Consider the following 26320-nt stretch of genomic DNA (forward strand, 5'->3'; position numbering starts at 1 on the left):
AGAATAGAAATGTTGAAAATTTTAAGAGGTGAGTAAATTTTTGAATGAACATAAAAAAATAGTAAAATATCGCAAACCGTTCAACATAAATATTGGCGTAATCATTTTTATTATTATTTTCATATATCTGGTTTTTAATGTCTTTTCTTACATTACAACAACACACATTTCCGTTTATGAAGTGGAACAGGGAACCATGGCAGAAAATAATGTTTACCGTGGTCTGGTTCTTCGCGATGAAACAATTGTTACATCACAATATACCGGTTCGCTGAATTATTATGTACGGGAATCTTCGAGAGTCGGATACGGCGATCTGATCTGTTCCGTTGATGAAAGTGGAAGTGTTTCCCAAAAGATCAATGATGTCAGTACAGATGCTTCTAATCTGGATGCCGAGGGACTCTTAGAAATTGAAAATGATATTTCCGATTATGAAAATTCCTATCAGTCACAGACATTTTATAATACTTATTCATTTAAAGAAAATATTGATTCTGCACTGAATGAAGCATTAAGTCTGGAGGCTTTAAACGGATTGGCTGACTATACATCTGCCGGTGGTGGTTCTTCCTTTCATACAGTCACAACTGATACCCCCGGAATCCTTGCTTATTATACGGACGGATTTGAAAACACAACGACAGATAATTTTTCAAAAGAACAGTTTGATGAAGCTGCTTATCAGCGAAATAATTTAAAACAGAATACATCCGTTACCACCGGAGATGCTCTATATAAACTGATCAGTAACGAAGAATGGCAGATTATCGTTCCCATCGCAGATACACTTGCAAATGAACTTCAGGATGATAATACTCTGAAACTTAAGTTTATAAAGGACGGAAAAACAGCATACGCTACCTATGTGATCACAGAAAAGGGTGGTGAAAAATATCTGATTTTAACACTTCGCAATTCTCTGGTACGTTATGCAAAGGATCGTTTTCTGGAAATTGAGCTGCTGCTTACCGAACAGACCGGACTTAAAATTCCAAATTCTGCTATTACCGAAAAAGAATTCTACACCATACCGGTCAGTTACTTTATGAAAGGTGGAGATTCTGATGCCGATGGACTGCTTGTTTCGTCCACAAATAAAAATGGAAAAACAACGACTGAATTTGTTTCCCCAACCGTCTATTATACAACGGATGATTATTACTATATAGACAGTGAAAATGTCACTGCCGGAGACATTCTGGTAAAACCGGATTCAAATGAAACTTACCGGGTCGGATCAGACACTGCAACACTAAAAGGTGTCTATAATGTCAATAAAGGTTACGCTGTTTTCAAACAGATTGATATACTCTATCAGAGTAAAGAATATACCATCGTAAAAACAGGAACTTCCTATGGAATTTCTCTTTACGACCATATAGCCTTAGACGGAGCGAAGATCAATGAAAATGATTTGTTAAAATAATGGAGGAAAAATTAATGTTAAAAGAAAATCTTGCAAATGTAGAGAAAAATATTGAACAGGCTTGTAAAAATGCCGGTCGAAGCCGTAATGAAGTAACCCTGATCGCAGTAAGCAAAACAAAGCCTGTCGAGATGTTACAGGAAATCTATGATGAAAATATCCGTGATTTTGGTGAAAATAAAGTCCAGGAGCTCTGCAGTAAAATGGAGCAGCTTCCATCGGATATCCGCTGGCATATGATTGGGCATCTTCAGCGCAACAAGGTAAAATATATCGTCGGAAAAGTTGAACTGATTCATTCCGTAGATACATACCGCCTTGCAGAAGAGATTAATATTCAGGCAAAAAAACAGAATGTGATCGTCCCGATTCTTGTCGAAGTCAATATCGCGCATGAAGAGTCTAAATTTGGTATTTCCGCAGAAGATGCCATCCTTCTTGTGGAAGAAATTTCCAGGCTTGAAAACATTCGTATCAAAGGACTTATGACGATTGCACCTTATGTTGAGAACCCAGAGGATAATCGCCTATATTTCCGAAAAATAAAACAATTATCTGTTGACATAACAAATAAAAACATAGATAATGTATCTATGGAAATTCTGTCTATGGGAATGACAGGCGATTACATGGTTGCAATCGAAGAGGGTGCTACCATGGTGCGTGTTGGAACCGGAATTTTCGGTGAAAGAAATTATAAACAGGAGTGAGAACATGGGAGTTCTTGATAAATTTTTAAATGCAATGCGTCTGAATCCGGATGATGATGACGATTTTTACAACGAAGACTATGATTATGATGACGATTATACAGAGGACGAGCCAAAACAGACATTTCATCGTGAAAAAAAACGTGATGCTGTGGAAAAAGATTATGATTCGGAACGTTCAAAAGACACTTCAACAAAATCCACCTCAAAGGTTACGCCGATCCGGCCAGCGAAAAAGCAAGCCGGTCCTGGCGGTATGAAAGTATGTGTGATCAAACCTACTTCCGTGGAGGATGCAAGGGAGATTACAGAGACTTTACTGGAAAACCGTACTGTCGTGCTCAATGTAGAAGGTCTTGACGTTGAGATTGCACAGCGTATTATTGATTTTACATCCGGTTCATGTTTTGCGATCAGTGGTAATCTGCAGAAGATTTCAAATTATATCTTCATTATCACACCGGCATCCGTAGATATTTCCGGGGATTTTTTAAGTTTAATGGATTCATTTGAGACAAGGGGTATTCAGACTGATTTTTAATTATGAATGAGCAGGATCTTTGTAAAAAACGCCTGTTAGATCTTTCAAGACAGGCTGATCGGAAGGGAATCGTTTTATTCAGCGATTTCCTTAATTTAAATGAAATGAATATTTACCACCAGTGCCAATCAGGATTTGTAACAAGGACGGAAAGCTATGGCGGTATACCTTATGCAGAGCGTCAGATAATTGCTTTTATTCCTGATGCTCTTTATTATGAGTGGACATATCCGATTGCGGTATTAAAAGTAGAACCGGCATATCCAAAATTTGCAGAAAAATTAGGACACCGCGATCTGCTGGGATCTATCATGACACTCGGTATAGACCGCGCGAAGATTGGTGATATCCTTATGGGTGATGGCTGTTATTATATTTTATGTGAGGAGAATGTTGCCCCATATTTTATGGAACAGCTCACAAAGGTTCGCCACACACTTGTTCATTTAAGTATTGCAGATGCAGACGAAATCAATTTTCATCAGGAATTAATTGATAAAGACGGCATTATCACCTCAAACAGACTTGACGCCGTCATTGCCTGTGTATACCGTTTATCCAGAAGCCAGTCCCAGGAATTGATTCACGCAGAACGTGTATTTGCAAATGGAAAAATCATTCAGACACCGACCTATATCTGCAAACCTGATGATATTATTTCTGTGCGTGGTCACGGACGGTTCCATTTTATTTCCATCTCAGGAGAAACTAATAAGGGTCGTCTGAAAATCAAATATCAGCTATACCAAAGTTAATAAAACTCATAAACAAACGTATAGGAATGGGAATTACTGTGATGTGCTCATTAGATATGGGCAGAAATGGAGATTATTATGTCAAAAAGCATACCGGTTACAGATGGAACAAATGTGATTTATACCATCGAATTAACAAATGATTTTAAGGATCTTTGTAAAGAACTGTCCCGGCTTGGAATAGATTCTGACCGAAAACTTTGTATTGTCACTGATTCTAACGTAGCTCCTCTATATGCAGAAGAAGTAAAAAAACAGCTGTCTACGTCATTTTCAAATATATTTGTACATATTTTTCCTGCTGGTGAGGCAAGCAAAAACACAGATACAGTCGGTACATTATATCAATTTCTGATAGAAAATCACTTTGACAGAAGAGATATTCTGTTAGCACTTGGTGGTGGTGTAGTCGGTGATCTGACCGGTTTTACAGCAGCAACTTACTTACGTGGAATAGATTTTATCCAGATTCCAACCACATTGCTTTCGCAGGTGGATAGCAGTATTGGCGGTAAAACAGGTGTTGATTTTATGCAGTATAAAAACATGGTTGGAGCATTTTATCAGCCTAAACTGGTCTATATGAACCTTTCCGTACTGCATTCTCTTCCAAGGAAACAGATTGTTTCCGGAATGGGAGAGATTATCAAACACGGATTGATCAAAGATGCTGCCTATTTTGAATGGCTTATCGCACATGAAAAGGATATCTGGGCATTAGATCCGCAAATTTTAGAAGAAATGATCTATATAAGTTGTAATATTAAACGTGATGTAGTCGAACGTGATCCAAAAGAACAGGGAGAGCGTGCACTTCTTAATTTTGGACACACGATTGGTCATGCCATTGAAAAACTTTCTGATTTTACACTTTATCACGGAGAATGTGTAGGACTTGGTATTGTTGCGGCATCCTATTTATCCATGCAGCTTGGTCATATCTCTGCAGAAGACTTTGCCCGGATTAAAAATGCGTTATCACTCTTTGAACTGCCGTTGCAGATTGATGGATTTGATGCCAGAGAAGTCCTTTTGGCAACAAAATCTGATAAAAAAATGGTTGGAAACCAGGTTAAATTTATTCTGTTAAAAGAAATTGGAAACGCTTATATTTATCGGGAACTAAGCGATGAACAGATTCTTGACGGTATCCGTTATGTCTGTCATGAATAAAATTATTTTCAAAGAAACGAGGACTCAATGAATCAGCAATCCAAAACTATTTTAAAAAAAGCTATTATTGGTATTTTATGTTCAGTTATTCTGATATTGTTAGACCAGTTTACAAAACATCTTGCAGTAAAGCACCTGAAAGATCAGATGCCTGTTGTTTTATGGAAAAATGTTTTTGAACTCAGTTATTTAGAGAACCGTGGTGCAGCTTTTGGTATCCTTCAGGGAAAACAGTGGCCACTTATCATTTTCACAGTGATTGTTTTAATGATTATCATATATTTATATCTGATGCGTATTCCATCCGAAAAGCATTTCGGATTACTCAATGTAATCGCCATTCTGTTTTTTGGCGGTGCGATCGGTAACTTTATTGACCGGGTCATGCAGGGATATGTTGTTGATTTTTTCTATTTCAGGCTGATCGATTTCCCTGTATTCAACGTTGCAGATATATACGTGACTGTGGCTGCAATACTTTTAATATTATGTCTGTTATTTTATAAAGAAGAAGATTTTGAACGTATTCTTCCGGCAAAAAAGAAAAAATAACAATATCTGCATGCCAGAAATACCGTATCAGACAAGAATGGAGTATTTATGAAACAGGAAACTTTCGAAATAGAGGCAGAATATGAAGGAGAACGCTTAGATAAATATCTAAGCGTTATTTTTGAGCAGTCTGAGAGTACTTCAAATGCACCTTCACGTTCTTTTTTTCAAAAATTAATCAAAGATGGACATGTAACAGTAAATGATTCCCAGGAAAAGGCAAATTATCGTCTGCATATGGATGATCTTGTATGTTTGGAAATTCCCGATGCTGTAGAAACACCGATCCTCCCGGAAAATATTCCTCTTGACATTTTATATGAAGATGATGATCTTCTCGTTGTCAATAAACCGAAAGGAATGGTTGTTCATCCATCCGCAGGCCATTATTCAGGTACTTTGGTCAATGCAGTCATGTTTCACTGTAAGGACAGTCTTTCAGGCATTAACGGTGAAATACGTCCGGGAATCGTACACAGGATCGATATGGACACAACCGGTTCACTGATTGTATGCAAAAATGATGAAAGCCACGTTAAAATTGCCGAACAGATCAAAGAACACAGTGTCAACCGCAGATACCGCGGTATTGTATATGGCGTTGTAATGGATGATGAAGGGACGATCAATGCTCCGATCGGCAGACATCCGACCAACCGGAAGAAGATGGCAATCAATGAAAAGAATGGGAAACCTGCGATCACACATTATAAAGTACTGGAACGTTTTTCAAATTATACTTACATGGAATTCAAATTAGAAACTGGCAGAACCCATCAGATCCGCGTACATATGGCAAGTATCGGTCATCCATTGCTTGGAGATACCGTATATTCCAGTGGAAAAAGTCCATTTAAGACGCAGGGTCAGACACTCCATGCCATGACTATTGGTTTTGTACATCCGTGCACGAATGAATACATGGAGATATCGGCTCCACTTCCGGAATATTTTTTGAAAATATTAAAAAGTTTGCATTAAATTTCGAAAAATTGTTTTATTTTTCGAGAAAGTGTAGTATAATTATACAAAAGAAACAGATGTCTCCATATTAAATTCAAATATTTTGTATATATCATACAAATCTTTCGTAATATGTAATGACAATCTGATGCAAAAGAAAGTGGGGGATTTTTATGTCAAATAAGATATATACCATTGGACGTGAATTTGGAAGCGGAGGTAAAGCAGTCGGTGAGGCGCTTGCTGACAGACTTGGTATCGAATTATACGATAAAGAATTATTACAGCAGGCGGCAAAAGACAGTGGTTTTTGCGAAGAAATTTTTGAAAATCATGATGAAAAACCAACCAGCAGTTTTTTATATTCACTGGTTATGGATACATATTCCGTTGGAAGTTATAATTCTTCACCATTTTTGGATATGCCATTGAACCATAAAGTATTCCTTGCACAGTTTGAAACAATCAAAAAGATTGCAGATCGTGAATCCTGTGTTATCGTCGGCAGATGTGCGGATTATGCATTGGCAGATTATACAGACTGCATCAACATTTTTATTCATGCAGATATGGAGAAACGTGTCAAAGCTGTCAGCAAACGTCTGAATATCACAGAGAACAAGGCGAAAGATCTGATCCAGAAAAAGGATAAACAGCGTGCCAGCTATTACAATTATTATTCCAGCAAACGCTGGGGCGATTCCAACAGCTATCATTTGACTCTTGATGCAGGAAAACTTGGTATTGATGGATGTGTCGATATGATTTTAAAATTCCGTGAAATTATGGATGCACAGAAATAAAATACGAAAAAGAATATGCTTAATATAATTTTATCCTCATCAAAGCCTTTTTACTTTGATGAGGATATTTGATTTTTTAATGTAGAAAAGTGTAAGCAGATCATCCGAAATATGTTAAATTTTTAATAGAATTTTTTTATAAAAAACGAAGAAAAGGGAGTAACTACAGATTATGAGACTCATAGTACAGCGTGTAAGCACAGCTACATGTCGGGTAGATGACCGGATAACAGGAACTATTCAGAAAGGTTTTATGGTGTTAATCGGTATATCTGATTCTGACACAAAAGAGATTGCAGATAAAATGATAAAAAAACTAATTGGACTTCGTATTTTTGAAGATTCTGAAGGAAAGACAAATTTATCATTGCAGGATGTTGCAGGAAGCCTGTTATTAATATCACAGTTTACTTTATATGCAAATTGCAGAAAAGGAAACAGACCGTCTTTTATAGGTGCTGGCAAACCAGATATGGCAAAGGAACTTTATAACTACATTATTGATAATTGTAAGAAACAGGTACCAATTGTAGAACAGGGAATTTTTGGAGCAGACATGAAAATTTCTCTTGTAAATGATGGACCTTTTACAATCATTCTTGATTCTGATGAAATCATTGGATAAAGATTTATTGTATCAGACACAAATTTCGTATGTAGCAGAGTATCAATGTTTTATGTATTGATAACTTTATATATTCGCAAAACACAAGTTTAACGAATAGTTGTGTTTGGAATCAGATGATGTAGCTTGTCAACTCAATATACGCTGTGTCGGCAACATTTCTCATCTGCATTTTTACTAAAAATATTGTATAATAAAGAAAGTTCAGGAGGCTTACATATGAAATTACAGCAATTATACAGCTATACCAGAAAAGCAATTGATGAATATCAAATGATCGAATCCGGCGACAGAATCGCCATTGGTATTTCCGGAGGTAAAGATTCTCTCACACTTTTATATGCATTGAGTGGTTTGCGCCGATTTTATCCCAAAAAGTTTGACTTGTTAGCAGTGTCAGTAAATCTCGGTTATGAAGATTTCGACCTCACTGCCGTATCAGACCTATGTCGTGAACTTGATGTTCCATATCATATCGTTAACACAGAAATAGCTAAAATCATCTTCGAAGAACGTGATGAAAAGCCTTCCTGCTCCTTATGTGCGAAAATGCGCAAAGGAGCATTAAATCAGGCTATTAAGGAACTAGGCTGCAATAAAGTGGCATATGCACATCATATGGATGATGTGATCGAAACTGCATTTTTATCCATGATTTATGAAGGACGTTTTTATGTATTTCCTCCAAAAATTTATATGGCTGATTCTGATCTTACGATAATCCGTCCTCTGATCTATGTATCTGAAGCAGAGGTAAAAGGATTCCGAAATAAATATCATCTTCCAGTCGTAAAAAATCCCTGTCCAATGGATGGTAATACCAGACGTGAATATGTAAAACAGCTTATAAGACAGCTTAATTTGGACAATCCAGGTGTAAAAACCAAACTTTTTCATGCTATCTTAACCGGAAATATACCTGGATGGTCAATTATAAACAACGAACAAAATTAAACTTTATACAAAGTTGTATTCTTTACTCTCATACTTATTATGAAAATAAAATTTTTACTGTAAAGTGCGTAGAATGGAGACCTGCTATGAAAGAAAAAGCATATTATGAAACAATAAATGTAAAGAATGAAGTAAAATTACGAAAACTATTAGAGGCATTACCCCCTTTTTGCAAACAATTTTTTATCGGCATCGAAGCAACCAGCTCCTCCAGGACAAAAATTGCATATGCTTACGATATCGGCTGTTTCTTTGATTACCTGCATACAACAAATCCGATCTGTGCCAAAATGAATATTACTGAGTTTCCCATATCTATTTTAAATGAGATTACACCAATGGATATCGAAGAATATCTCTCTTATCTGAAATATTACGAAAAAGACGGAACGGAACATACAAATGATGAGGTGGGACTAAAACGAAAACTTTCTTCTTTACGCTCCTTTTATCATTACTATTATAAAAATGGACTGATTGAAGATGATCCTACAGTTAAAGTAGACATGCCTAAAATACATGAAAAGAATATCATCCGTCTGGATGTTGATGAGGTTGCAAAACTTCTTGATGAAGTAGAATCCGGTGAAAATCTTACTGCAAAGCAGCAACAATATCACGAAAAAACAAAAGTACGGGATCTTGCAATGATGACACTTCTGCTTGGAACAGGTATCCGTGTTTCAGAATGTGTTGGTCTTGATATGGAAGATGTTGATTTTAAAAATAATGGTATTAAGATTCACCGCAAAGGTGGCGCAGAGGTTGTTGTATATTTCGGAGATGAGGTTCGCAAAGCACTTATGGATTACTTTGTGGAACGTCAGAAAGTTACTGCAGCTGACGGAAGTATTAATGCCCTCTTTTTATCGCTTCAGAATAAACGCATGAGTGTGCGAACTGTTGAAAATATGGTAAAAAAATACTCCAAACTGGTAACAACCTTAAAACATATTACACCGCATAAACTCCGCAGTACCTATGGTACGTCACTCTATCGGGAAACCGGTGATATTTATCTGGTTGCGGATGTTCTTGGCCATAAAGACGTCAATACTACCCGCAAACACTATGCTGCTCTTGATGATGAAAGGCGAAGAAGTGCTGCTAAGTATGTCAAGTTAAGGGAAGTTTAACTGATAGAATATACAAGTATATAGATAAATCATGAGAATAAATACGAAAGACATTTTGTAACGCGATTATTATTGAAATGATATGATACAAAAGTGTTATCCGTTCAAGAACTATATAACACTTTTGTACAATATCCAGAATTTTACATCTCCGGCAACAGAATACTGTTGATTTTTTCTTGAATCCTGTGCTGCACCAGTTCTGCAATCTCATGTGTTTTCAAAGAACCGTATTCGTCAAATAAAATAGGTTTCAGATAATGTACCTGTGTTGTAACAGGTCCCAGATTAAAACTGTTAAAAACCTTATAGGAATCGATCAGAGCAACCGGTATGATCGGTGCTTTTGTCTTTAAAGCAATTTTAAAACTTCCTGCTTTAAAATCACATACATTATTACGATTATTAAAATCATATCCCCCTTCCGGGAAAAGAATATAACGTTTGCCCTGTTTGACATCTTCTGAAACTTCATTGATGATCGTAAGTGCCTGTCTTACATCTTTTTTATCAAGACGTTTTCCCTGCAGCAGATCAACAAATTCCCGGACAAGAATTGTATTGGACTTTGCGCGATCCATAACAATGGAACACGGATTTTTATGTGTATAGATAATACCAAGTGCATCATATTTTCCCTGATGATTCGGATACATCATATAACCACCCTCAGATGGGAGATTCTCCAATCCATATGCTTTTGTTTTAATTCCACCAGTCGTTTTCATAAGGCGGATCACGTGGCGCGCAAGCTCATATCGCTCTTCTTCTGAATATTTTTCAGGATGATCCGCTTCCTTTCGCATCTTTGGAATCATATATGGTGCCCTGAAAAGATTCATAAGAATTACATAAATAAACTTTAACATAACTTCAATGCTATCCTCCGTACCTGGCACAGAAACATCCTGAAAAATTCATTCTACCCAGTGATGCTTTTTTGCCGAATGTAACTATTATAGCCTATTTTGAAGAAAAATACAACATTCTTACATATGGCTCCGTCAAGGTCTATTTTAAGTATTCTGCTGAATAATATGGTACCGTCAGATATTCCCCCTCATGGATGTCATCCGGGAAAACATGATTGATCGTACATACTTCTTCTATATACTCTGAAGTATCTTTATAATCATCTGTCATATATATCCCCGCAATGTCACTCAATGTCTGTCCCGGTATGATCTGTATGCTGGTGTAATATTTATAAGTAGTACTCGATTCACCGGCTGCCTGCGCACGGATAGTACCAAAACATGTAAAGCAGATAATTCCAAATAATACCATTGATAATGCGATCAAAAAAACTGGTTTCTGATTCTTCCTATTCTCTCTTATGCTTCTCATAAATAACCTCCATCTAATGCGAACATATGTTACGAACAACTGTTTGTATATCTGTATCATAATACACGAACATTTGTTTGTCAATAATAAAATCGAACAAATTTTCGGAATATATGTTTGCATTTCTGTTTGTAATATGATAGAATAAATAATAAACACAGGGCAGAATAATCCCTTTACAAATTGATGAAATATATTTTATCGTATAACAGGAGGCACTTTATGGCATATGGCAAAATCAGCAGTAAGCAGCAAGAAATATTAGAATATATCAAGCAGGAAATTTTAAACAAGGGTTATCCTCCTGCTGTTCGCGAGATCTGTGAAGCAGTTCATCTGAAGTCAACCTCTTCTGTTCATTCACACCTTGAGACACTTGAGAAGAATGGCTATATCCGAAGAGACCCTACAAAACCACGTGCAATCGAGATTATTGATGACAATTTTAATTTAACCAGACGTGAAGTTGTTAATGTTCCTATCCTCGGTCAGGTAGCTGCCGGTCAGCCGTTACTTGCTGTTGAAAATATCGAAAATTACTTTCCGATTCCTACTGAGTTTATGCCGAATGCAGAGACATTTATGCTAAAGGTAAAAGGTGACAGTATGATCAATGCAGGAATATTTAATGGTGATAAGATTCTTGTACAGAAACAGTCTGACGCACAGAATGGAGATATTGTTGTTGCTCTTGTAGATGATTCTGCAACAGTAAAGACTTTTTATAAAGAAAATGGTCACTATCGCCTGCAGCCGGAAAATGACACCATGGATCCAATTATTGTAAACGAATGTTCGATCCTTGGAAAAGTATTCGGTATTATGCGATTTTTAAATTAAAGAGAAAAAGAAAAATCACCAGCTTTTCATTATGATCTGGTGATTTTTTCTTCATATGAGATTTATATATGCAAAAATAGTTTCTATTTATAATATCTGATTACCTTTATAAAATTTTATCCCTTACAGTTCATCCACACTGATTTCTTTACCATCTTTCCAGATACGTTCCAGATCATAAAACAGTCTGTCTTCCTTTGAAAAAATATGAATAATGATATCATTATAATCCATCAGAATCCATGTAGATGACTGGTTACCTTCTACCTGTCGTACTTTAAGATCTGCTTTATACAAAGCCTCATCGACTGCATCGCGCATTGCCTGGATCTGGTTCTGATTCATTCCATCTGCAATGATAAAAAAATCTGCGATCGGTGAAATCTCACGGATATCAATTACTTTGACATCCTCTGCTTTTTTATCTTCCAGTGCTTTTACTGCTATTTTACAATATTCTGCTGAAGTCATAAATTTACTCTCCTATTATTCTGTAGATTTTCCGGTACTGTTCATTCACAGCCAGGAATAGATTTAAGTTTCAAAATATTAATTATGATTTTTCCTGTACTGCCGGTAAAAATCATACGTCATCTTTGTCGTTGCATCAATGCTTCCACCCCGGCTGGACAAATAAGCAAGCGTGTCATGCAGTATTTCCGCCATACAGGCATCTAAATCCTCGAAGGCAATCTTTCTTATATAAGGAAGATTCTCAGCCTTATCGCGCCCAGGCTCAATATAATCTGCAATATAGATGATCTTATCTAAAAGGCTCATATCCGGCTCACCTGTCGTATGAACTTTGATCGCATGCAAAATCTGCGGATCAGACACCTCGTACACAGTTTCAGCCAAAAAGGCTCCTAATTTTGCATGTAACAGATATGGGCTTTTGTATTCTACCGGATTGATCAGAATATGATTTTGCTCACACATTTCTATTTTCTGGTCATTCGGGATGCATTTTGCACAATCATGAAGTAACCCTGCAAGCATTGCCTTTTCCATGGAATACTCATGTGCCATGGCAAGACATCCTGCCGTATACATAACACCTTTTGTATGTTCGTAACGTCCTTTATCCAGTTCTTTTTTTAATTTTTTTCGAATTTCAATAAGTTCCATGATGCCCTCCATTCCTGCCCGTTTCACAATGAAAATACCATTTTCATCACAGGTCTGTGACATGACATAAATCCTGTGTGCCTTATCCCCTATTTTTCTTCATATAAATGGCGTTTCTTAATATATGTCATTACTTTAGAAGGAATCAGGGATATATCTGTCTTTCCACATTTTAAAGCTGCCCGGATCTCACTCGATGAAATATCTGTTTTTCCACCTGTAATTGGATAAATTTCAGCCGGAAACAATTTTTTCAGGGCAGAAATCTTTTCCTCAACTTCCGACAAATTCATATCATCACGTACCGCAGCCAGAATAACTGCCTTTTCGCAAATAATCTCTGGATGATACCATTTTTCAAGATAATCAAGTGAATCTGCACCCATAATAAAGAAAAATTTTATATCCGGATATATTTCTTTTAATTTTGCGAGCGTCAGATAAGTATAACTTGTCCCTTCCGCATCGACTTCAATTCGCGAAAGTTTAAAATATGGGATATCGCAGATAGCCAGCTCTGTCATTTCTGCCCGGATGTCTGCGGCTGTCATTTTATTTTCATCTTTATTTGGTGAATGACCTGCCGGAATAAACCATACCTCATCTAATGCAAATTCTTCATATGCACTCTGTGCAATATTTAAATGTCCCTTATGAATCGGATCAAAAGAACCGCCTAAGATACCAATTTTCTTTAAGTGTTTTTGTCCGACCCTGCACTCTGCTTCTAACATATCAGCCTGGCAGCTCGTACTTGGTATTTTTCTTTGCCTGACGGAATAAAATGATTTTCTTTCCAATTACTTTTACAACATCAGAATGTGTTCGTTCTGCTGTCATTGCAGCGATTTCCCTCGGATCATCGATACAGTTTTTTAATACAGCTACTTTGATGAGTTCTCTCTTTTCTAAGGCTTCATCCAACGCCATGATGATCTCCGGCGTAAGGCTTGCTTTTCCGATATGAAAAATCGGATCCATTGTACTTGCACACCCACCAAGGTATGCGCGCTGTTTACTTGTTAATGCCATAACGTTCCTCATTTCCGCACCTCTTTCCGGTGCCATTAATATCACATCAGTTTCTTATTATTTATAATAATCAAATTCAAATCCATACATACGCACAGTATCACCATCTTCGATTCCCTGGGCTTCTAGCTCCTTTAAGATTCCCTGTTCTTTCATAAATTTCTGGAAGAATAAAAATCCTTTTTCGGAATCGATATTGGTATAACCAAGCATTTTTTCAATCTTTGGTCCCTCAATCTCAAATGCTCCGTCTGCCGCCTGTGAAATCGTGTAAGGCTCATCCTTAAAGAATCGTAATGCCGGATCAAACTCAGGTTCATAGATCACTGGTTCGCTGCTGCAGTTATCGAGAAGTTCCTGCACATGATACAGTAACTCTTTTAATCCCTTGCCACTGACTGCCGAGATTGGGAATACACGGATTCCGTCTTTTTCAAACTCCTGTCTTAAAGACTGGACGATCTCATTTTCATCCCCATAAACAGCATCCATTTTATTTGCTGCAATTACCTGTGGCTTGTCTAAAAGTTTTGGATCATATGCCTCTAACTCTTTCATGATGGCACGGATATCTGCAATCGGGTCACGTCCTTCCGTTCCGGCTGCATCAACCACATGGATCATAACTTTTGTACGCTCAATATGGCGTAAAAACTCAAGTCCAAGTCCGATGCCTTCCGATGCACCCTCGATCAGTCCAGGAATATCTGCAATCACAAAGCCCTTTGCACCATCTAAATCTACAACTCCAAGATTTGGCTGCAATGTCGTAAAATGATAATTGGCAATCTTTGGCTGTGCATTTGTCACCCTTGATAATAACGTTGATTTTCCAACGTTCGGAAAACCAACCAGTCCAACATCTGCGATTACCTTTAACTCCAGCTTTACTTCAAGTTCGATCGCATCTCCACCAGGCTGCGCATACTTCGGTGCCTGCATGGTAGAAGTTGCAAAATGCTGGTTTCCAAGACCGCCACGGCCACCTTTTAAAATTACCTGCCTGCGGTTATCGCCGGACATATCAGCGATCACTTTTCCGGATTCTGCATCTTTAATTACCGTTCCAGCAGGAACTTTTAAGATCAGATCCTCACCATTCTTACCATGGCAGTTACGTTTTCCGCCCTCTTCTCCAGGCTGTGCGGCAAATTTTCTTCTGTGACGGTAATCAGTAAGTGTATTTAATCCGTCGTCAACCACGAATACAATATCACCGCCGCGTCCGCCGTCTCCGCCATCCGGACCACCATCCGGTACATATTTTTCCCTGCGGAAACTAACATGACCGTCTCCGCCTTTTCCTGATTTTATAATAATTGTTGCTCTGTCTGCAAACATATTTTTCTACCTCAAATTTAACAAAAACATGTACATAAAGCCGTTATCATCATAACCTCTGGTACATGTAAATTATCTGTCACATTCTTAATACAAATAGAACCCGGCTATTACATCCATCTGCGATGGATGTGCCATCTGTGATGGGTGTTCATAGTCGGGTCCACAGTACATCTTATTCAGCTACTGGATAAACGGAAGCCTGTTTTTTATCTCTTCCTTTTCTTTCGAATCTTAAGATACCATCTGTTAAAGCAAATAATGTATCATCTCCACCGATACCTACATTAACGCCTGGATGAATCTTTGTTCCACGCTGTCTGTATAAAATGTTTCCAGCTTTTACAAACTGTCCGTCTGCTCTTTTTGCTCCTAATCTCTTAGATTCGGAATCACGACCGTTCTTTGTAGAACCAACTCCCTTTTTATGAGCAAAAAACTGAAGGTTCATATTTAACATGTCTTACACCTCCCTGAATTTTAGAATGATATAATCATTTCCATAAGTGTTTTGTATTCCCTGCAAACCTAAAACCAATGACCTCATAAGTAGATCGGCATCATGTCCTGCCGGGGAAGAAAACGATAAGCTTATCTTTCCTGTCTCCTCATCCGAATCAGTAGAAAAGGCATCTTTCGTATATAAGCCGAGACTGTTTACCGTATTGATGACCAATGCGGAAATCCCTGCACACACAATATCTTCGCCTTCCTCTGCATATCCGGCATGTCCAAGACATTCAAAGCCTAAAAACTCGTTGTCACGGTTTCTGAAAATCGTTATCTTTGTCATAACAACTTTCCCTGTCGATTACGCGTTGATCTTTTCAATCTTAACCTGTGTAAACGCCTGTCTGTGACCGTTTTTCTTGTGATAGCCAGTCTTTCTCTTGTACTTGTAAACGATAACTTTTTTACCTCTGCCCTCTTTTACGACAGAAGCCTCAACAGAAGCGTTTGCTACATCAGAGCCAACTTTGATACCGTTGTCAGATACAGCTAAAACCTGATCAAAAGTTACTTTCTCACCAGCTTCTTTTCCGAGCTTTTCAATGGTAATGATATCGCCTTCGGATACTTTGTACTGTTTACCACCTGTTGCTATAATTGCGTACATATGGCACCTCCTATTATCATTACTCGCCAGTTATGGTGCCTTCTATCTGGTTTTAATACAGAATAGACGGACTTTTAGACCTCACTGTGCGGCATACTTCGTTACTTTAGCATATTTTTTTTATTACGTCAACTGTTTTTTTCATATTTCAAAAATATTTTTAAATAAAAGCAAAATATATTAAAACTAATGCTCCAAGAACAATCCTGTACCAGCCAAATACTTTAAAGTCATGTTTTCTGATATAGGACATCAGGAAACGGATCACAATAATTGAAACAAGGAATGCCACCACTGTTCCAACTCCTAAAATGATAAGCTCTGCTCCAGTAAATGCGAATCCGAACTTTAAGAGTTTTAACAGACTCATGCCAAGCATAACCGGAACCGCAAGATAAAATGTAAATTCTGCAACGGCAACACGTGAAACACCGATGATCAGTCCACCGATGATCGTTGCACCGGAACGAGAAGTTCCCGGAATTATGGAAAGCACCTGAAATAATCCGATCATAAACGCTGTCTGATAAGAAATATCAGCCAGTGTCCTGATCTTCGGTTCTCTTGTCTTATTCCAGTTTTCGATCAGAATAAAAGCTACACCATAAAAGATCAGTGCAATGGCAATTACGACCGGAGTATGAAGATGTGCTTCAATATAATCATCAAATAAAATCGTAACAGCCGCTCCCGGAATGCATGCTACAACTACCTTAAACCATAAAGAAAATATATCTTTTCTTATTACCGGCTTTGTTTTATCTTTAAACTGAAACGGAAACATCCGGTTCCAATAAAGAACAACGACTGCAAGGATCGCACCGAGCTGGATAATAATAAAAAACATTTCTTTGAAAGAATCGCTTGCGTTTAACTGCAGAAATTCATCAACTAAAAGCATATGTCCGGTGCTGCTGATCGGCAGCCATTCTGTAATTCCCTCCACGATTCCAAGAAAAATTACTTTTAAAATCTCAATAAAACTTAAATCCATTTTACACTCCATTCCTGTCAGGATAAACTCTCCCGCAATGATTTTTTTATTTTTTTTCTGGTAACCTCTACCAGACCGAGTTTTGTCATCTCGACAATCTGCGTTGGTACCGGATCTTTTTTCAATGCCGCTCCAAAAGCATTCAAAAGTTCCATTTCTGCCTTCTTTGATTCCAGATTAATAAAATCAACGATCACAATTCCCGAAATATTGCGGAGCCTTATCTGCCGTGCAATTTCTTCTGCAGCTTCTATATTCACTTTAAGGAAATTTTCCTGCATTTCTTTTTTTGCAATATTCTTTCCGGTGTTTACATCGATCACCGTCAATGCTTCTGTCGGCTGGATGACAAGGTACGCTCCAGACTTTAGCCATACCCGCTCCCTCAATGCATCATGAAGCTGCGAAGCAATTCCACTAAGGGTAGCTAACGAAATCATTTCGTCATTATAATAACGGATTTTTAATCCATGCCCGGTAAGTACTTCATCTACTCTCGATTTAATACTGCCTCCGGTCACAAGCTGCTCTGTGCCAATGCCATACATGCCACAGATTGATTCATAAATTGTCCGGTCATCTGTCACAACTTCTTCCAGATCTGTTTCATAAAGCCCGTTTAACATCTTCTTCCACGGCTGATCCTCTTTATGAACAAGAGAATAGCAGTTTAAATGTTTTGAACCTGAAATACTTCTTTCGACCTCTTTTTCAAGCTGAATTAATTCAAAAAGCAGTTCATCTTTTGATGCCTGCGCTGCATTCGTACGGATGATCACACCACATTTTAACTGATCTTCCTTTGGCAGAAAACTTTTCACAGTGTTTAACAGTTCTTCTCTTTTTTCATTTCCAAGTTTAGAAGAGACACCGATCTTTCGTTTTCCAGTCGTAAGGATCACATATTTTCCAGTGAAAGTAAGGTTTGTGCTTACGGAAGGATCCTTTGTCTTTAACGCTTCTTTTACTACCTGGACAAGAAGTTCATCTCCTGCACATATCGCCTTTTTTTCGGACTGCTTCTTGGTAAAAACCGGATTTTTCAATTCCTGTAACGGAAGATAACAGTTTTGTCCCGGAGCAATACGGACAAATGCGGCATTCAGATTCTTTACAACATTTTCCACCCTGCCGATATAAATATTTCCAAGTAAAGACGTCCCTGTCAGAGATTCCGGCACCACTTCTATTAATTTTTTCCTGTCATCACAGAGAGCTGCAATGCGGTATTCTTTTTTTTCTATTTCTGTCGTTGTAATGATAAAACGGTTCATCGGATCACTTCACCCATTTTTCCAAGGGAGATAAATCCATCACCTGCAGGATCTATTGCATACACATCCCTGCGGTGAATCTGGATCGCATTCTGGTCATAAGTATAACCCATCGCCTGAAACATTGCTTCAAGTACAAGTTCCGGTTTTAAGTTATCAGTACTTCCGGTGGATACCTTTAAATAAAACACTGGTCTGCCTTCTCTTTCTGATACGTCAAATGCATATACAAGCTGCTTTAAGTCCATGACTTTCTCGCTCTTTTTTGTCTGTTTCGTGACCAGAAATTCTTCTTTTTCTGTAAAATATCTGCGGATACCATCTGCAAAAGCAGGAACATCTGCAGCCGGTTCATAACCATCTTTAAAGTAAAGGTCATAATCTGCAGCAGCTACCATGGACATTGCTGTTTTGGCGTTGTCCGGCAGTTTTACATATTCAGTAACTTCCACACCTTCCACCATAGTATCGTTCAGCGCCTTGATCGATGCTTCACTTGATCTGGTAGAATTTACTTCAATATCAAGATACTCCCCATCACTGGTGATTCCTACACCTAACGGTGCCGCAAAAGACATGATCTGGTGCGGGGAAAAACCTTCTGAATAACAGATATCAATTTCTGCCCTGCGCATTGCTTTCTGAAAATAACGCATAATATCCAGATGTCCGATAAAACGCATTACTCCGTATTTATGGAATTTAATCCTTATTTTTATCATAATGTCAACCTTACATTAACCCTTTCTTCTTTTACATTAAGTATCTCATGTAAAACATTAAGTATCTGTTCTTAACGCTCTGCCATACAAACTCCTGTTTTAAACCGGGCTGCACCACATCCGGAACAGCGCATCCTGCAGTTTGGAGTTACATTCTCTCCCATAGCATTTTGCCATTCACGTTTTAAGAATTCTTTTGTCACACCCGTATCAATAAAATCCCATGGAAATACTTCGTCGAGGGAACGTTCTCTCTTGGTGTAAAAGTCCATATCTACACCGCATTCATCAAATGCATCTAACCATCTCTGATAACCAAAATATTCGGACCACGCGTCAAATATGCCGCCATGCTCATAAACAGTACGGATCACACTTCCAACTTTACGGTCACCACGTGCTAATACCCCCTCTAATACTGTCACGTCTGCTTCATGCCAGTTATATTTGATACTTTTACGGTTTAACTGTTCCTTTACCGTATCATTTACAACCTTCGCACGTGCAATATAATCTTCCGGATCATGCATGGATGCCCACTGGAACGGTGTAAAAGGCTTTGGCACAAAAAATGATGTTGAAATTGTGATCTGGCATTTACCATTCCGCCTGTCCTTCGGGATCTCATAATACCGCACCGCAATATCATTTGCCAGTTCCGGTATTGCTTTCATGTCTTCTTCTGTTTCTGTCGGAAGTCCTAACATAAAGTAAAGTTTTACCTTATTCCAGCCACCCTCGAATGCCATACCGGCACCTTCTAAGATAACCTCTTTTGTAAGTCCTTTATTGATAACATCTCTAAGCCGCTGGGAACCAGCTTCCGGGGCAAATGTCAGGCTGCTTTTTTTGATATCCTGTACTTTTCCCATAACATCTAATGAAAATGCGTCGATACGCAAAGATGGAAGTGAAATATTAACTCCCTTCCCTTTAAATTCTTCAATCAGAAATGTAACAAGTTCCTGCAGCTGTGAATAATCAGAGGAACTTAAAGAACTTAAAGAAATCTCTTCATGTCCGGTTGACTTTAACATCTTGTACGCAAGTTTCTTTAAACGTTCCACATCCTTTTCACGTGTCGGACGGTAAACCATACCAGCCTGACAGAAACGGCAGCCACGGATACATCCCCTTTGGATTTCAAGAACAACACGATCCTGTGTTGCCTTGATAAACGGTACGATCGGTTTTTCCGGGTAAACAGCCTGTGTCATATCGGTAACGATCTGCTTTGTGACTGTACGCGGTATATCCTCAAAAATCGGTTCAAATTCTGCGATCGTGCCATCTTCCTTATAACTTACTTCATATAAAGATGGTACATAAATACCAGGAATCTTTGCCGCCTCATGTAAAAACTCTTTGCGCGAAGCACCGCTCTGTTTCTTTTTTTTGTACAGATCAAGCAGTGTGTCATAGGAAACCTCTCCTTCTCCCATATAAAACAGATCAAAAAATTCTGCGATCGGTTCAGGATTATAAGTACATGGACCTCCACCGATCACGATCGGATCATCCTCTGTACGGTCTGCCGCCTCAATCGGGATCTGACTTAAATCTAAGATCTGTAAAATATTGGTATAGCACATTTCATACTGGATCGTGATTCCTAAGAAATCCGCATTTTTAACCGGCTGCTGTGATTCTAAGGAAAACAGTGGAATCTTCTCATCCTTTAAAATTTTATGCAGATCCGGCCACGGAGAATATACACGCTCACACCAGACATCCTCCCTTTTATTTAACATATCATATAAGATCTGGATACCAAGGTGTGACATTCCTATCTCGTAAACATCCGGAAAGCACATCACGAACCGGATATCAACCGCATCTTTATCTTTTATCACACTATTTAATTCGTTACCTATATAGCGTGCTGGTTTGTCGATCTTCATCAGTATCTCATCGGATAAAGCTAATTTTGTCATTTAAAAAAATCCTTTCTCTTTTCTCTCTTGCGCTCAATGTATCATAACATAATTTTTGAGATTTGTATAATAATGATTATCACAGATCATTTCTGTGACCGTCTGTGTGCTGTAACCACAAATATCCGTATGTGTATACATACAGGCTAAAAAAACTGCAAAAATGCATAAAGAAAGAAAAATACGCAGTTTTAGTGCAGCTGCAAATCCCATTTCCGGTGCAGAATACTCTGATTCTCCTGTCCGCCTTTTTTGCATGCCGTTTTCCTCATAAAAAGAGTCACGGATATTCTGCACATATTCCCTTCGTCTGTCTATTATTTGTCTGTCCATAAAAATCTCCATTCTTGCGTGTGAAAAATGTATTTTTCACACTATCCTCATTTCCAAGCCAGTCTGTCTGTATATAATTATATTACATACAAATGTTTTATATGCGGCATTGATTTACCATAAAAATATTATGTATACTTATCGTTTTATTTTTTCTTTCTTGAAAATGGGATCTGAAGCCATTTCAGTAATGTATTATCAAGGATCATTGCACCGAATGCCGAAATAAAAAGTGTCAGGACCATCATAACGATACAGCCACCTGCAATGCCACCGCTCAATACATCAACCTGTAGCTTCTGCTTTACCACAAAATGAAGTACACCCCAGTGGATCAGTAAAATAGAATAACTGTACCGGCTGATCCACTGCACAAAAAAACTGTTTTTTGTTTTCTGAACTGCAAGTCTTTTTACCAATATAAAAATAGCTGCTGAAAATGCCATCATTGTCGGTGAATTCTGATAGATATAATCTACATAATTATTTCCGTTCCAGATCCACATACATGTTTCCAAAAAAGCAAGGAAGCCCGCCATCAAAAAAACATTTTCCATTTTTCTGCTGCATTTTTCGGCAAGAAAATATCCAAACAAAAAAGTTCCCGCAAAAGAATCTACAACGATTCCAAACACAGATTTTACCCCAAACAAGGGCAGATAAGTATCCAGCGTGCAGATGATAAATATTACTCCGATCACACCCGACAACACATTATCCGGTATATTGTGTACGATATACCGGATAAACGGTGTCAACACATACAACCAGATAATTACATAAACAAGCCAGAAATGCGGTGCCTCCACCGGGGCACCTGTTAAGACCCGTTTTAACATCAGAAACCAGTGGTCTGGTTTCAGCCAGTCAATCCCCTCTTTTGCAACAACATAGAGGATATAATAGACAACCAGAGGTATCGCTACTTTCGTGAAACGTTTTCGAAAAAAAATACCGGCCGGCTCATTTTTTACCGGAAGCAGCAACGCTCCGCTTAACATTACAAAAAGCAGATTACAGGATAAAAAAATATAATTAAAGATGGTAAGCACCCGAAATGCGATACTTCCGTATTCTGTCATGGACGCAGCAAGTGAAACTGTATGTACCCCGATCACAAATACGGTTGCTATGACACGCAGATCATCAATGTAGATCTTACGATTTTTTATATTCTTATTTCCAATAAATATTTGTTTTATTTTTTCCAGCATAGGATTCTCCCTTTTGCGGCTTTTATGTGATTATGGATTTTCCCTATTACCCAAAAAAACTTTGCCGTACTTTTCAGTATAGCAAAGTTTTTCTATTCCCTCAACCGTTGAATATGTAATTATTATCTCTGGGAAAGTTCCTGAGTAATCTCCTCCCAGGTAACTCCTTTTTCTGCCATTAAAACCATCATGTGATACATAAAATCAGATATCTCGTATTTGATATCTTCCGAATCCGGATTTTTAGCGGCAATGATGATCTCTGATGCTTCCTCACCGATTTTCTTTAAGATCTTATCAAGTCCTTTATCAAACAGATAGTTGGTATAAGAACCTTCTTTTGGATTTGCCTTACGGTCTAAAATGATTGCATAAACATCTTCTAATACCTTAAGCGGATTCTTCTCCATGTATTCTTTTTTAACGATCTCGTTAAAGAAACAGGAAACATTTCCGGTATGACATGCCGCACCGATCTGTGATACTTTTGCTAAAATTGTGTCATAATCGCAGTCAGCAGTCAATGACTTTACATACTGGATATGACCCGATGTCATTCCTTTGATCCATAATTCCTGACGGCTTCTGCTGTAATAGGTCATCTTTCCAATATTAATCGTCGTCTCAAATGCCTCTTCATTCATATATGCAAGCATCAATACTTCATCTGTACGATAATCCTGCACGATAACCGGAACCATACCATCTGAATTTTTCTTTAAATCTGCCCATTTTAATGCAGGTTCAAAGTTATCCATCTTAATTCCACCTGCGGAAAGCTGGGACTTTATTTCCATGATATCTGTTTCCGGATCATTGATAAAAGAACCGGCGATTCCACGCACATTTTCCCGTTTTAATGTCTCAATAATTTTTTCGTAATCACATTCCTCAAAATATACGACATAAGGAACATCCGTAATATTTTCGATCGCAGTCAGAACACCGGTATTTAAAACCAGAAGCTCATGAAAATGCTCCTGCATTTCCTCCTGATGTTTAAAAACAAAATCAACATTTGCTACTGATACGAGGATGCGTTCTTTTCCAAAACGATCGCTTGCCTCTCTTGCGATATCCATACTGTTAGATTTCGCACCGTTTACAATAACCTGCAGACATCCGGCATAAATAAACTTCTTAACATCTTCAAAACGGCTGATATTCCCGCCGGCACAGACTTTGATTTCAACATTACGATTGATGTTTTTGATCGTTTGAATATTTTTTTCATGTTCTTCATCATCCTCCGATAGATCAAAGATAATGATCTTATCAATACCACTGTCATTATAAAGACGTGCAAGACTGATCACATCCCATCCCATCGGTTCAAAATTATCCATACCTTTTACAGCCTGTCCATTTTTCAGATAAATGGTGGCGACAATGTTTTTATGTTCCATATTATAAAACTCTCCATTCCTGCATTTTCCTGATAAGCGATATACTTTTCTCTTTCATTGATCACAGATTCATTTCTGCAGGAATTGTCAAGTCTCCTACAGACTGCCCTTTGTGGACAGCACATCTGTGATACGTGGGTCATAACCGGTTGCTTCATCTAAAGCTCTCGCAAAAGCTTTAAACATTGCTTCGATCATATGATGATTATTGCCTCCTGACAGTACACGGATATGCAGATTCATACCCGCCGCATAAGAAACGGCATAGAAAAATTCTTTTACCATTTCCGTATCCATATACCCCACCCGTTCTACGGTAAATTCACCGTCAAAAACAAGATACGGTCTGCCGGAAAGATCCACGGCACAAAGCACTAAAGTTTCATCCATCGGCAAAATACAGCTTCCAAAACGTTTGATGCCTTTTTTATTTTTTAGTGCTTTACGGATCGCATTGCCAAGCACGATTCCGGTATCCTCGATCGTATGATGGCAGTCTACCGCAAGATCCCCTTCTACTTTAACATCAAGATCAAAGAAACCATGTCTTGCAAAGCCGTCAAGCATATGATCAAAAAAGCCGATTCCGGTATCAATATCTGCTTTACCGGTTCCATCTATGTTCAGATTGATCTTTATATCTGTCTCTTTTGTTTTTCGTATGTACTCCGCTGTTCTTTCCATTTTATCACATTCCTCTCTAGTCTTCAAACCGTACCCGGATTGAATTTGCATGTGCAGTTAACTGCTCACATTCAGCAAACTGTACGATATCTTTATAGATCGGTTCAAGTGCCTCCCTTGAATAAGAGATAATACTTGATTTTTTGATAAAATCATCCACACTAAGCGGCGAGAAAAATTTTGCTGTTCCGTTGGTCGGCAGCACATGATTTGGTCCGGCAAAATAATCACCAAGCGGTTCACTTGAATATTCTCCGACAAAGATTGCTCCTGCATTGCGGATCTTTGTCATTGTCTCAAACGGATTCTTTGTAACAAGTTCAAGATGTTCCGATGCGATCTCATTTACCGTTGCAATGGCTTCATCCATATTTTCTGCTACCAGAATATATCCATAATTATCTAAGGATTTCTGAATGATCTCTTTTCTGGATAACTGCGCCACAAAGCCTTCCACTTCTTTTGATACCTGCTCAGCCAAGGTTCTGCTTGTTGTGACAAGGATCGCAGAAGCCATTTCGTCATGTTCCGCCTGTGAGAGAAGATCTGCCGCAACAAATCGCGGATTTGCTGTCTCATCTGCCAATACCATGATCTCACTCGGTCCTGCGATAGAATCAATACTTACAAAACCAAATACGGCTTTTTTTGCAAGTGCCACGTAAATATTACCAGGACCTACGATCTTGTCTACTTTCGGAATACTTTCCGTACCAAATGCCAGTGCTGCGATTGCCTGTGCCCCACCGACTTTATAAATAGCATCCACACCTGCCTCTTTTGCAGCGACCAAAGTTGCCGGATTGACTTTTCCGTCTTTTCCAGGCGGCGTTGTCATAACGATTTTCTTTACACCTGCAACTTTCGCCGGAACGATATTCATAAGCACAGAAGACGGATAAACCGCCTTTCCCCCCGGTACATAGACACCGACTTTCTCTAAAGCTGTCACTTTCTGACCTAAAATAATTCCGGATTCCTCAGAGTCAAACCAGGAATACTGGCGCTGCTTCTCATGATATTTACGGATATTTACCAATGCTTTACGGATCACTGCAAGCAATTTTTCATCAACTTTCTCATATGCCTCTTTGATCTCGTCCTCTGTGACCAGGATATTTTCTGCGTTAATGTCAGCTCCGTCAAAACGCTTTGTGTAATCAAAAATCGCTGCATCACGGTTCGCTCTCACATTTTCTATGATCTCATTTACTCTGCCTTCAAATTCACCATAAGAATTCGGGCTTCTTTTTAAAAGATTTTCCAATATATTTGTTCTTGCTTCTTCTGTCAGTTCTATAATACGCATACTT

At 38.2% G+C, this 26320-nt stretch carries 31 protein-coding genes; 12 read left to right on the plus strand and 19 right to left on the minus strand.

All coding sequences use genetic code 11. The annotated features are described in order from the left end of the window. Positions 1-28 precede the first annotated feature (28 nt). The 11 genes from ACDD58_RS14810 (at position 29) to ACDD58_RS14860 (ending at position 9641) form a co-directional block, all read left to right on the plus strand. Complete coding sequence (locus ACDD58_RS14810) at positions 29-1429, plus strand: HlyD family efflux transporter periplasmic adaptor subunit (RefSeq protein ID WP_370778178.1); 1401 nt, start codon at positions 29-31, stop codon at positions 1427-1429. Between the two features lie 14 nt (positions 1430-1443). Next, positions 1444-2139 (plus strand): YggS family pyridoxal phosphate-dependent enzyme, encoded by a 696-nt coding sequence (locus ACDD58_RS14815; protein ID WP_370778180.1) that lies wholly within the window; start codon positions 1444-1446, stop codon positions 2137-2139. Positions 2140-2143: 4 nt separating this feature from the next. Continuing rightward, on the plus strand, positions 2144-2680 hold the full coding sequence (locus tag ACDD58_RS14820) for a cell division protein SepF (protein WP_117921475.1): 537 nt from the start codon (positions 2144-2146) through the stop codon (positions 2678-2680). A gap of 2 nt (positions 2681-2682) precedes the next feature. Further along, a complete protein-coding gene (locus ACDD58_RS14825; protein ID WP_370778181.1) occupies positions 2683-3435 on the plus strand; it encodes an RNA-binding protein in 753 nt (250 codons plus the stop codon). A gap of 78 nt (positions 3436-3513) precedes the next feature. Beyond that, complete coding sequence (gene aroB / locus ACDD58_RS14830) at positions 3514-4608, plus strand: 3-dehydroquinate synthase (protein ID WP_370778182.1); 1095 nt, start codon at positions 3514-3516, stop codon at positions 4606-4608. Positions 4609-4635: 27 nt separating this feature from the next. Next, positions 4636-5160 carry a signal peptidase II gene (gene lspA, locus ACDD58_RS14835; protein ID WP_117922138.1) on the plus strand — a complete coding sequence of 175 codons (525 nt, stop codon included), beginning with the start codon at positions 4636-4638 and terminating at the stop codon, positions 5158-5160. A gap of 48 nt (positions 5161-5208) precedes the next feature. Beyond that, the gene (locus ACDD58_RS14840) at positions 5209-6141 is read left to right on the plus strand and encodes an RluA family pseudouridine synthase (protein ID WP_370778184.1); all 933 of its coding nucleotides are present in this window, start codon (positions 5209-5211) and stop codon (positions 6139-6141) included. 155 nt (positions 6142-6296) lie between these two features. Next, on the plus strand, positions 6297-6926 hold the full coding sequence (locus ACDD58_RS14845; protein ID WP_370778186.1) for an AAA family ATPase: 630 nt from the start codon (positions 6297-6299) through the stop codon (positions 6924-6926). 172 nt (positions 6927-7098) lie between these two features. Then, positions 7099-7551 (plus strand): D-aminoacyl-tRNA deacylase, encoded by a 453-nt coding sequence (dtd, locus tag ACDD58_RS14850; protein ID WP_370778187.1) that lies wholly within the window; start codon positions 7099-7101, stop codon positions 7549-7551. A 219-nt stretch (positions 7552-7770) separates the two neighbouring features. Continuing rightward, entirely contained in the window at positions 7771-8505 is a 735-nt protein-coding gene (locus ACDD58_RS14855; RefSeq protein WP_370778189.1) for a tRNA 2-thiocytidine biosynthesis TtcA family protein, read from the plus strand. Between the two features lie 86 nt (positions 8506-8591). Continuing rightward, positions 8592-9641: a tyrosine-type recombinase/integrase gene (locus ACDD58_RS14860; RefSeq protein WP_117922151.1), complete on the plus strand. Its 1050-nt coding sequence runs from the start codon at positions 8592-8594 to the stop codon at positions 9639-9641. 143 nt (positions 9642-9784) lie between these two features. On the opposite strand, the gene ACDD58_RS14865 is transcribed toward ACDD58_RS14860, so the two are convergent. Continuing rightward, positions 9785-10510, minus strand: coding sequence for a 1-acyl-sn-glycerol-3-phosphate acyltransferase (locus ACDD58_RS14865; protein ID WP_117922152.1), 726 nt, complete (start codon positions 10508-10510; stop codon positions 9785-9787). Positions 10511-10652: 142 nt separating this feature from the next. After that, the gene (locus ACDD58_RS14870; RefSeq protein WP_117922153.1) at positions 10653-10988 is read right to left on the minus strand and encodes a hypothetical protein; all 336 of its coding nucleotides are present in this window, start codon (positions 10986-10988) and stop codon (positions 10653-10655) included. Between the two features lie 222 nt (positions 10989-11210). Between ACDD58_RS14870 and lexA the strand changes: the two genes are divergently transcribed. Then, complete coding sequence (lexA, locus tag ACDD58_RS14875; protein WP_117922154.1) at positions 11211-11828, plus strand: transcriptional repressor LexA; 618 nt, start codon at positions 11211-11213, stop codon at positions 11826-11828. A gap of 123 nt (positions 11829-11951) precedes the next feature. On the opposite strand, the gene rsfS is transcribed toward lexA, so the two are convergent. The 17 genes from rsfS to hisD all read right to left on the minus strand — a co-directional run bounded on the left by rsfS (position 11952) and on the right by hisD (position 26316). Beyond that, the gene (gene rsfS, locus ACDD58_RS14880) at positions 11952-12299 is read right to left on the minus strand and encodes a ribosome silencing factor (RefSeq protein ID WP_006856091.1); all 348 of its coding nucleotides are present in this window, start codon (positions 12297-12299) and stop codon (positions 11952-11954) included. Positions 12300-12377: 78 nt separating this feature from the next. Continuing rightward, entirely contained in the window at positions 12378-12956 is a 579-nt protein-coding gene (gene yqeK / locus ACDD58_RS14885) for a bis(5'-nucleosyl)-tetraphosphatase (symmetrical) YqeK (protein WP_186898768.1), read from the minus strand. A gap of 89 nt (positions 12957-13045) precedes the next feature. Further along, on the minus strand, positions 13046-13690 hold the full coding sequence (gene nadD / locus ACDD58_RS14890; protein ID WP_370778194.1) for a nicotinate-nucleotide adenylyltransferase: 645 nt from the start codon (positions 13688-13690) through the stop codon (positions 13046-13048). A 1-nt stretch (position 13691) separates the two neighbouring features. Further along, a complete protein-coding gene (gene yhbY, locus ACDD58_RS14895; RefSeq protein WP_370778196.1) occupies positions 13692-13988 on the minus strand; it encodes a ribosome assembly RNA-binding protein YhbY in 297 nt (98 codons plus the stop codon). Positions 13989-14045: 57 nt separating this feature from the next. After that, positions 14046-15329, minus strand: coding sequence for a GTPase ObgE (gene obgE / locus ACDD58_RS14900; protein ID WP_370778198.1), 1284 nt, complete (start codon positions 15327-15329; stop codon positions 14046-14048). 175 nt (positions 15330-15504) lie between these two features. After that, positions 15505-15789: a 50S ribosomal protein L27 gene (rpmA, locus tag ACDD58_RS14905; protein WP_006856086.1), complete on the minus strand. Its 285-nt coding sequence runs from the start codon at positions 15787-15789 to the stop codon at positions 15505-15507. 3 nt (positions 15790-15792) lie between these two features. Further along, positions 15793-16122, minus strand: a complete 330-nt coding sequence (locus ACDD58_RS14910; RefSeq protein WP_117922158.1) for a ribosomal-processing cysteine protease Prp — start codon at positions 16120-16122, stop codon at positions 15793-15795. Positions 16123-16140: 18 nt separating this feature from the next. After that, on the minus strand, positions 16141-16446 hold the full coding sequence (gene rplU / locus ACDD58_RS14915) for a 50S ribosomal protein L21 (protein ID WP_006856084.1): 306 nt from the start codon (positions 16444-16446) through the stop codon (positions 16141-16143). Positions 16447-16606: 160 nt separating this feature from the next. Beyond that, the gene (locus ACDD58_RS14920) at positions 16607-17440 is read right to left on the minus strand and encodes an undecaprenyl-diphosphate phosphatase (RefSeq protein WP_370778201.1); all 834 of its coding nucleotides are present in this window, start codon (positions 17438-17440) and stop codon (positions 16607-16609) included. A 17-nt stretch (positions 17441-17457) separates the two neighbouring features. Further along, on the minus strand, positions 17458-18714 hold the full coding sequence (locus ACDD58_RS14925) for a ribonuclease E/G (RefSeq protein ID WP_370778203.1): 1257 nt from the start codon (positions 18712-18714) through the stop codon (positions 17458-17460). Next, positions 18711-19436 (minus strand): TIGR03936 family radical SAM-associated protein, encoded by a 726-nt coding sequence (locus ACDD58_RS14930; RefSeq protein WP_370778204.1) that lies wholly within the window; start codon positions 19434-19436, stop codon positions 18711-18713. Before ACDD58_RS14930 ends, ACDD58_RS14925 begins: the two co-directional genes overlap by 4 nt. Positions 19437-19507: 71 nt before the next feature. After that, complete coding sequence (locus ACDD58_RS14935; protein WP_370778206.1) at positions 19508-21370, minus strand: TIGR03960 family B12-binding radical SAM protein; 1863 nt, start codon at positions 21368-21370, stop codon at positions 19508-19510. A 33-nt stretch (positions 21371-21403) separates the two neighbouring features. Then, entirely contained in the window at positions 21404-21703 is a 300-nt protein-coding gene (locus tag ACDD58_RS14940) for a hypothetical protein (RefSeq protein WP_241070675.1), read from the minus strand. A 146-nt stretch (positions 21704-21849) separates the two neighbouring features. Next, on the minus strand, positions 21850-22917 hold the full coding sequence (locus ACDD58_RS14945) for an acyltransferase (RefSeq protein WP_370778208.1): 1068 nt from the start codon (positions 22915-22917) through the stop codon (positions 21850-21852). A gap of 122 nt (positions 22918-23039) precedes the next feature. Beyond that, complete coding sequence (hisIE, locus tag ACDD58_RS14950) at positions 23040-24323, minus strand: bifunctional phosphoribosyl-AMP cyclohydrolase/phosphoribosyl-ATP diphosphatase HisIE (RefSeq protein ID WP_370778210.1); 1284 nt, start codon at positions 24321-24323, stop codon at positions 23040-23042. 96 nt (positions 24324-24419) lie between these two features. After that, complete coding sequence (gene hisB / locus ACDD58_RS14955) at positions 24420-25007, minus strand: imidazoleglycerol-phosphate dehydratase HisB (protein ID WP_118208836.1); 588 nt, start codon at positions 25005-25007, stop codon at positions 24420-24422. A gap of 16 nt (positions 25008-25023) precedes the next feature. Then, positions 25024-26316, minus strand: coding sequence for a histidinol dehydrogenase (gene hisD / locus ACDD58_RS14960; protein ID WP_117922165.1), 1293 nt, complete (start codon positions 26314-26316; stop codon positions 25024-25026). Between the last annotated feature and the right edge of the window lie 4 nt (positions 26317-26320).

The sequence above is a fragment of the Roseburia sp. genome, from assembly GCF_041325975.1.
Taxonomy (GTDB): Bacteria; Bacillota; Clostridia; order Lachnospirales; family Lachnospiraceae; genus Roseburia; species Roseburia rectibacter.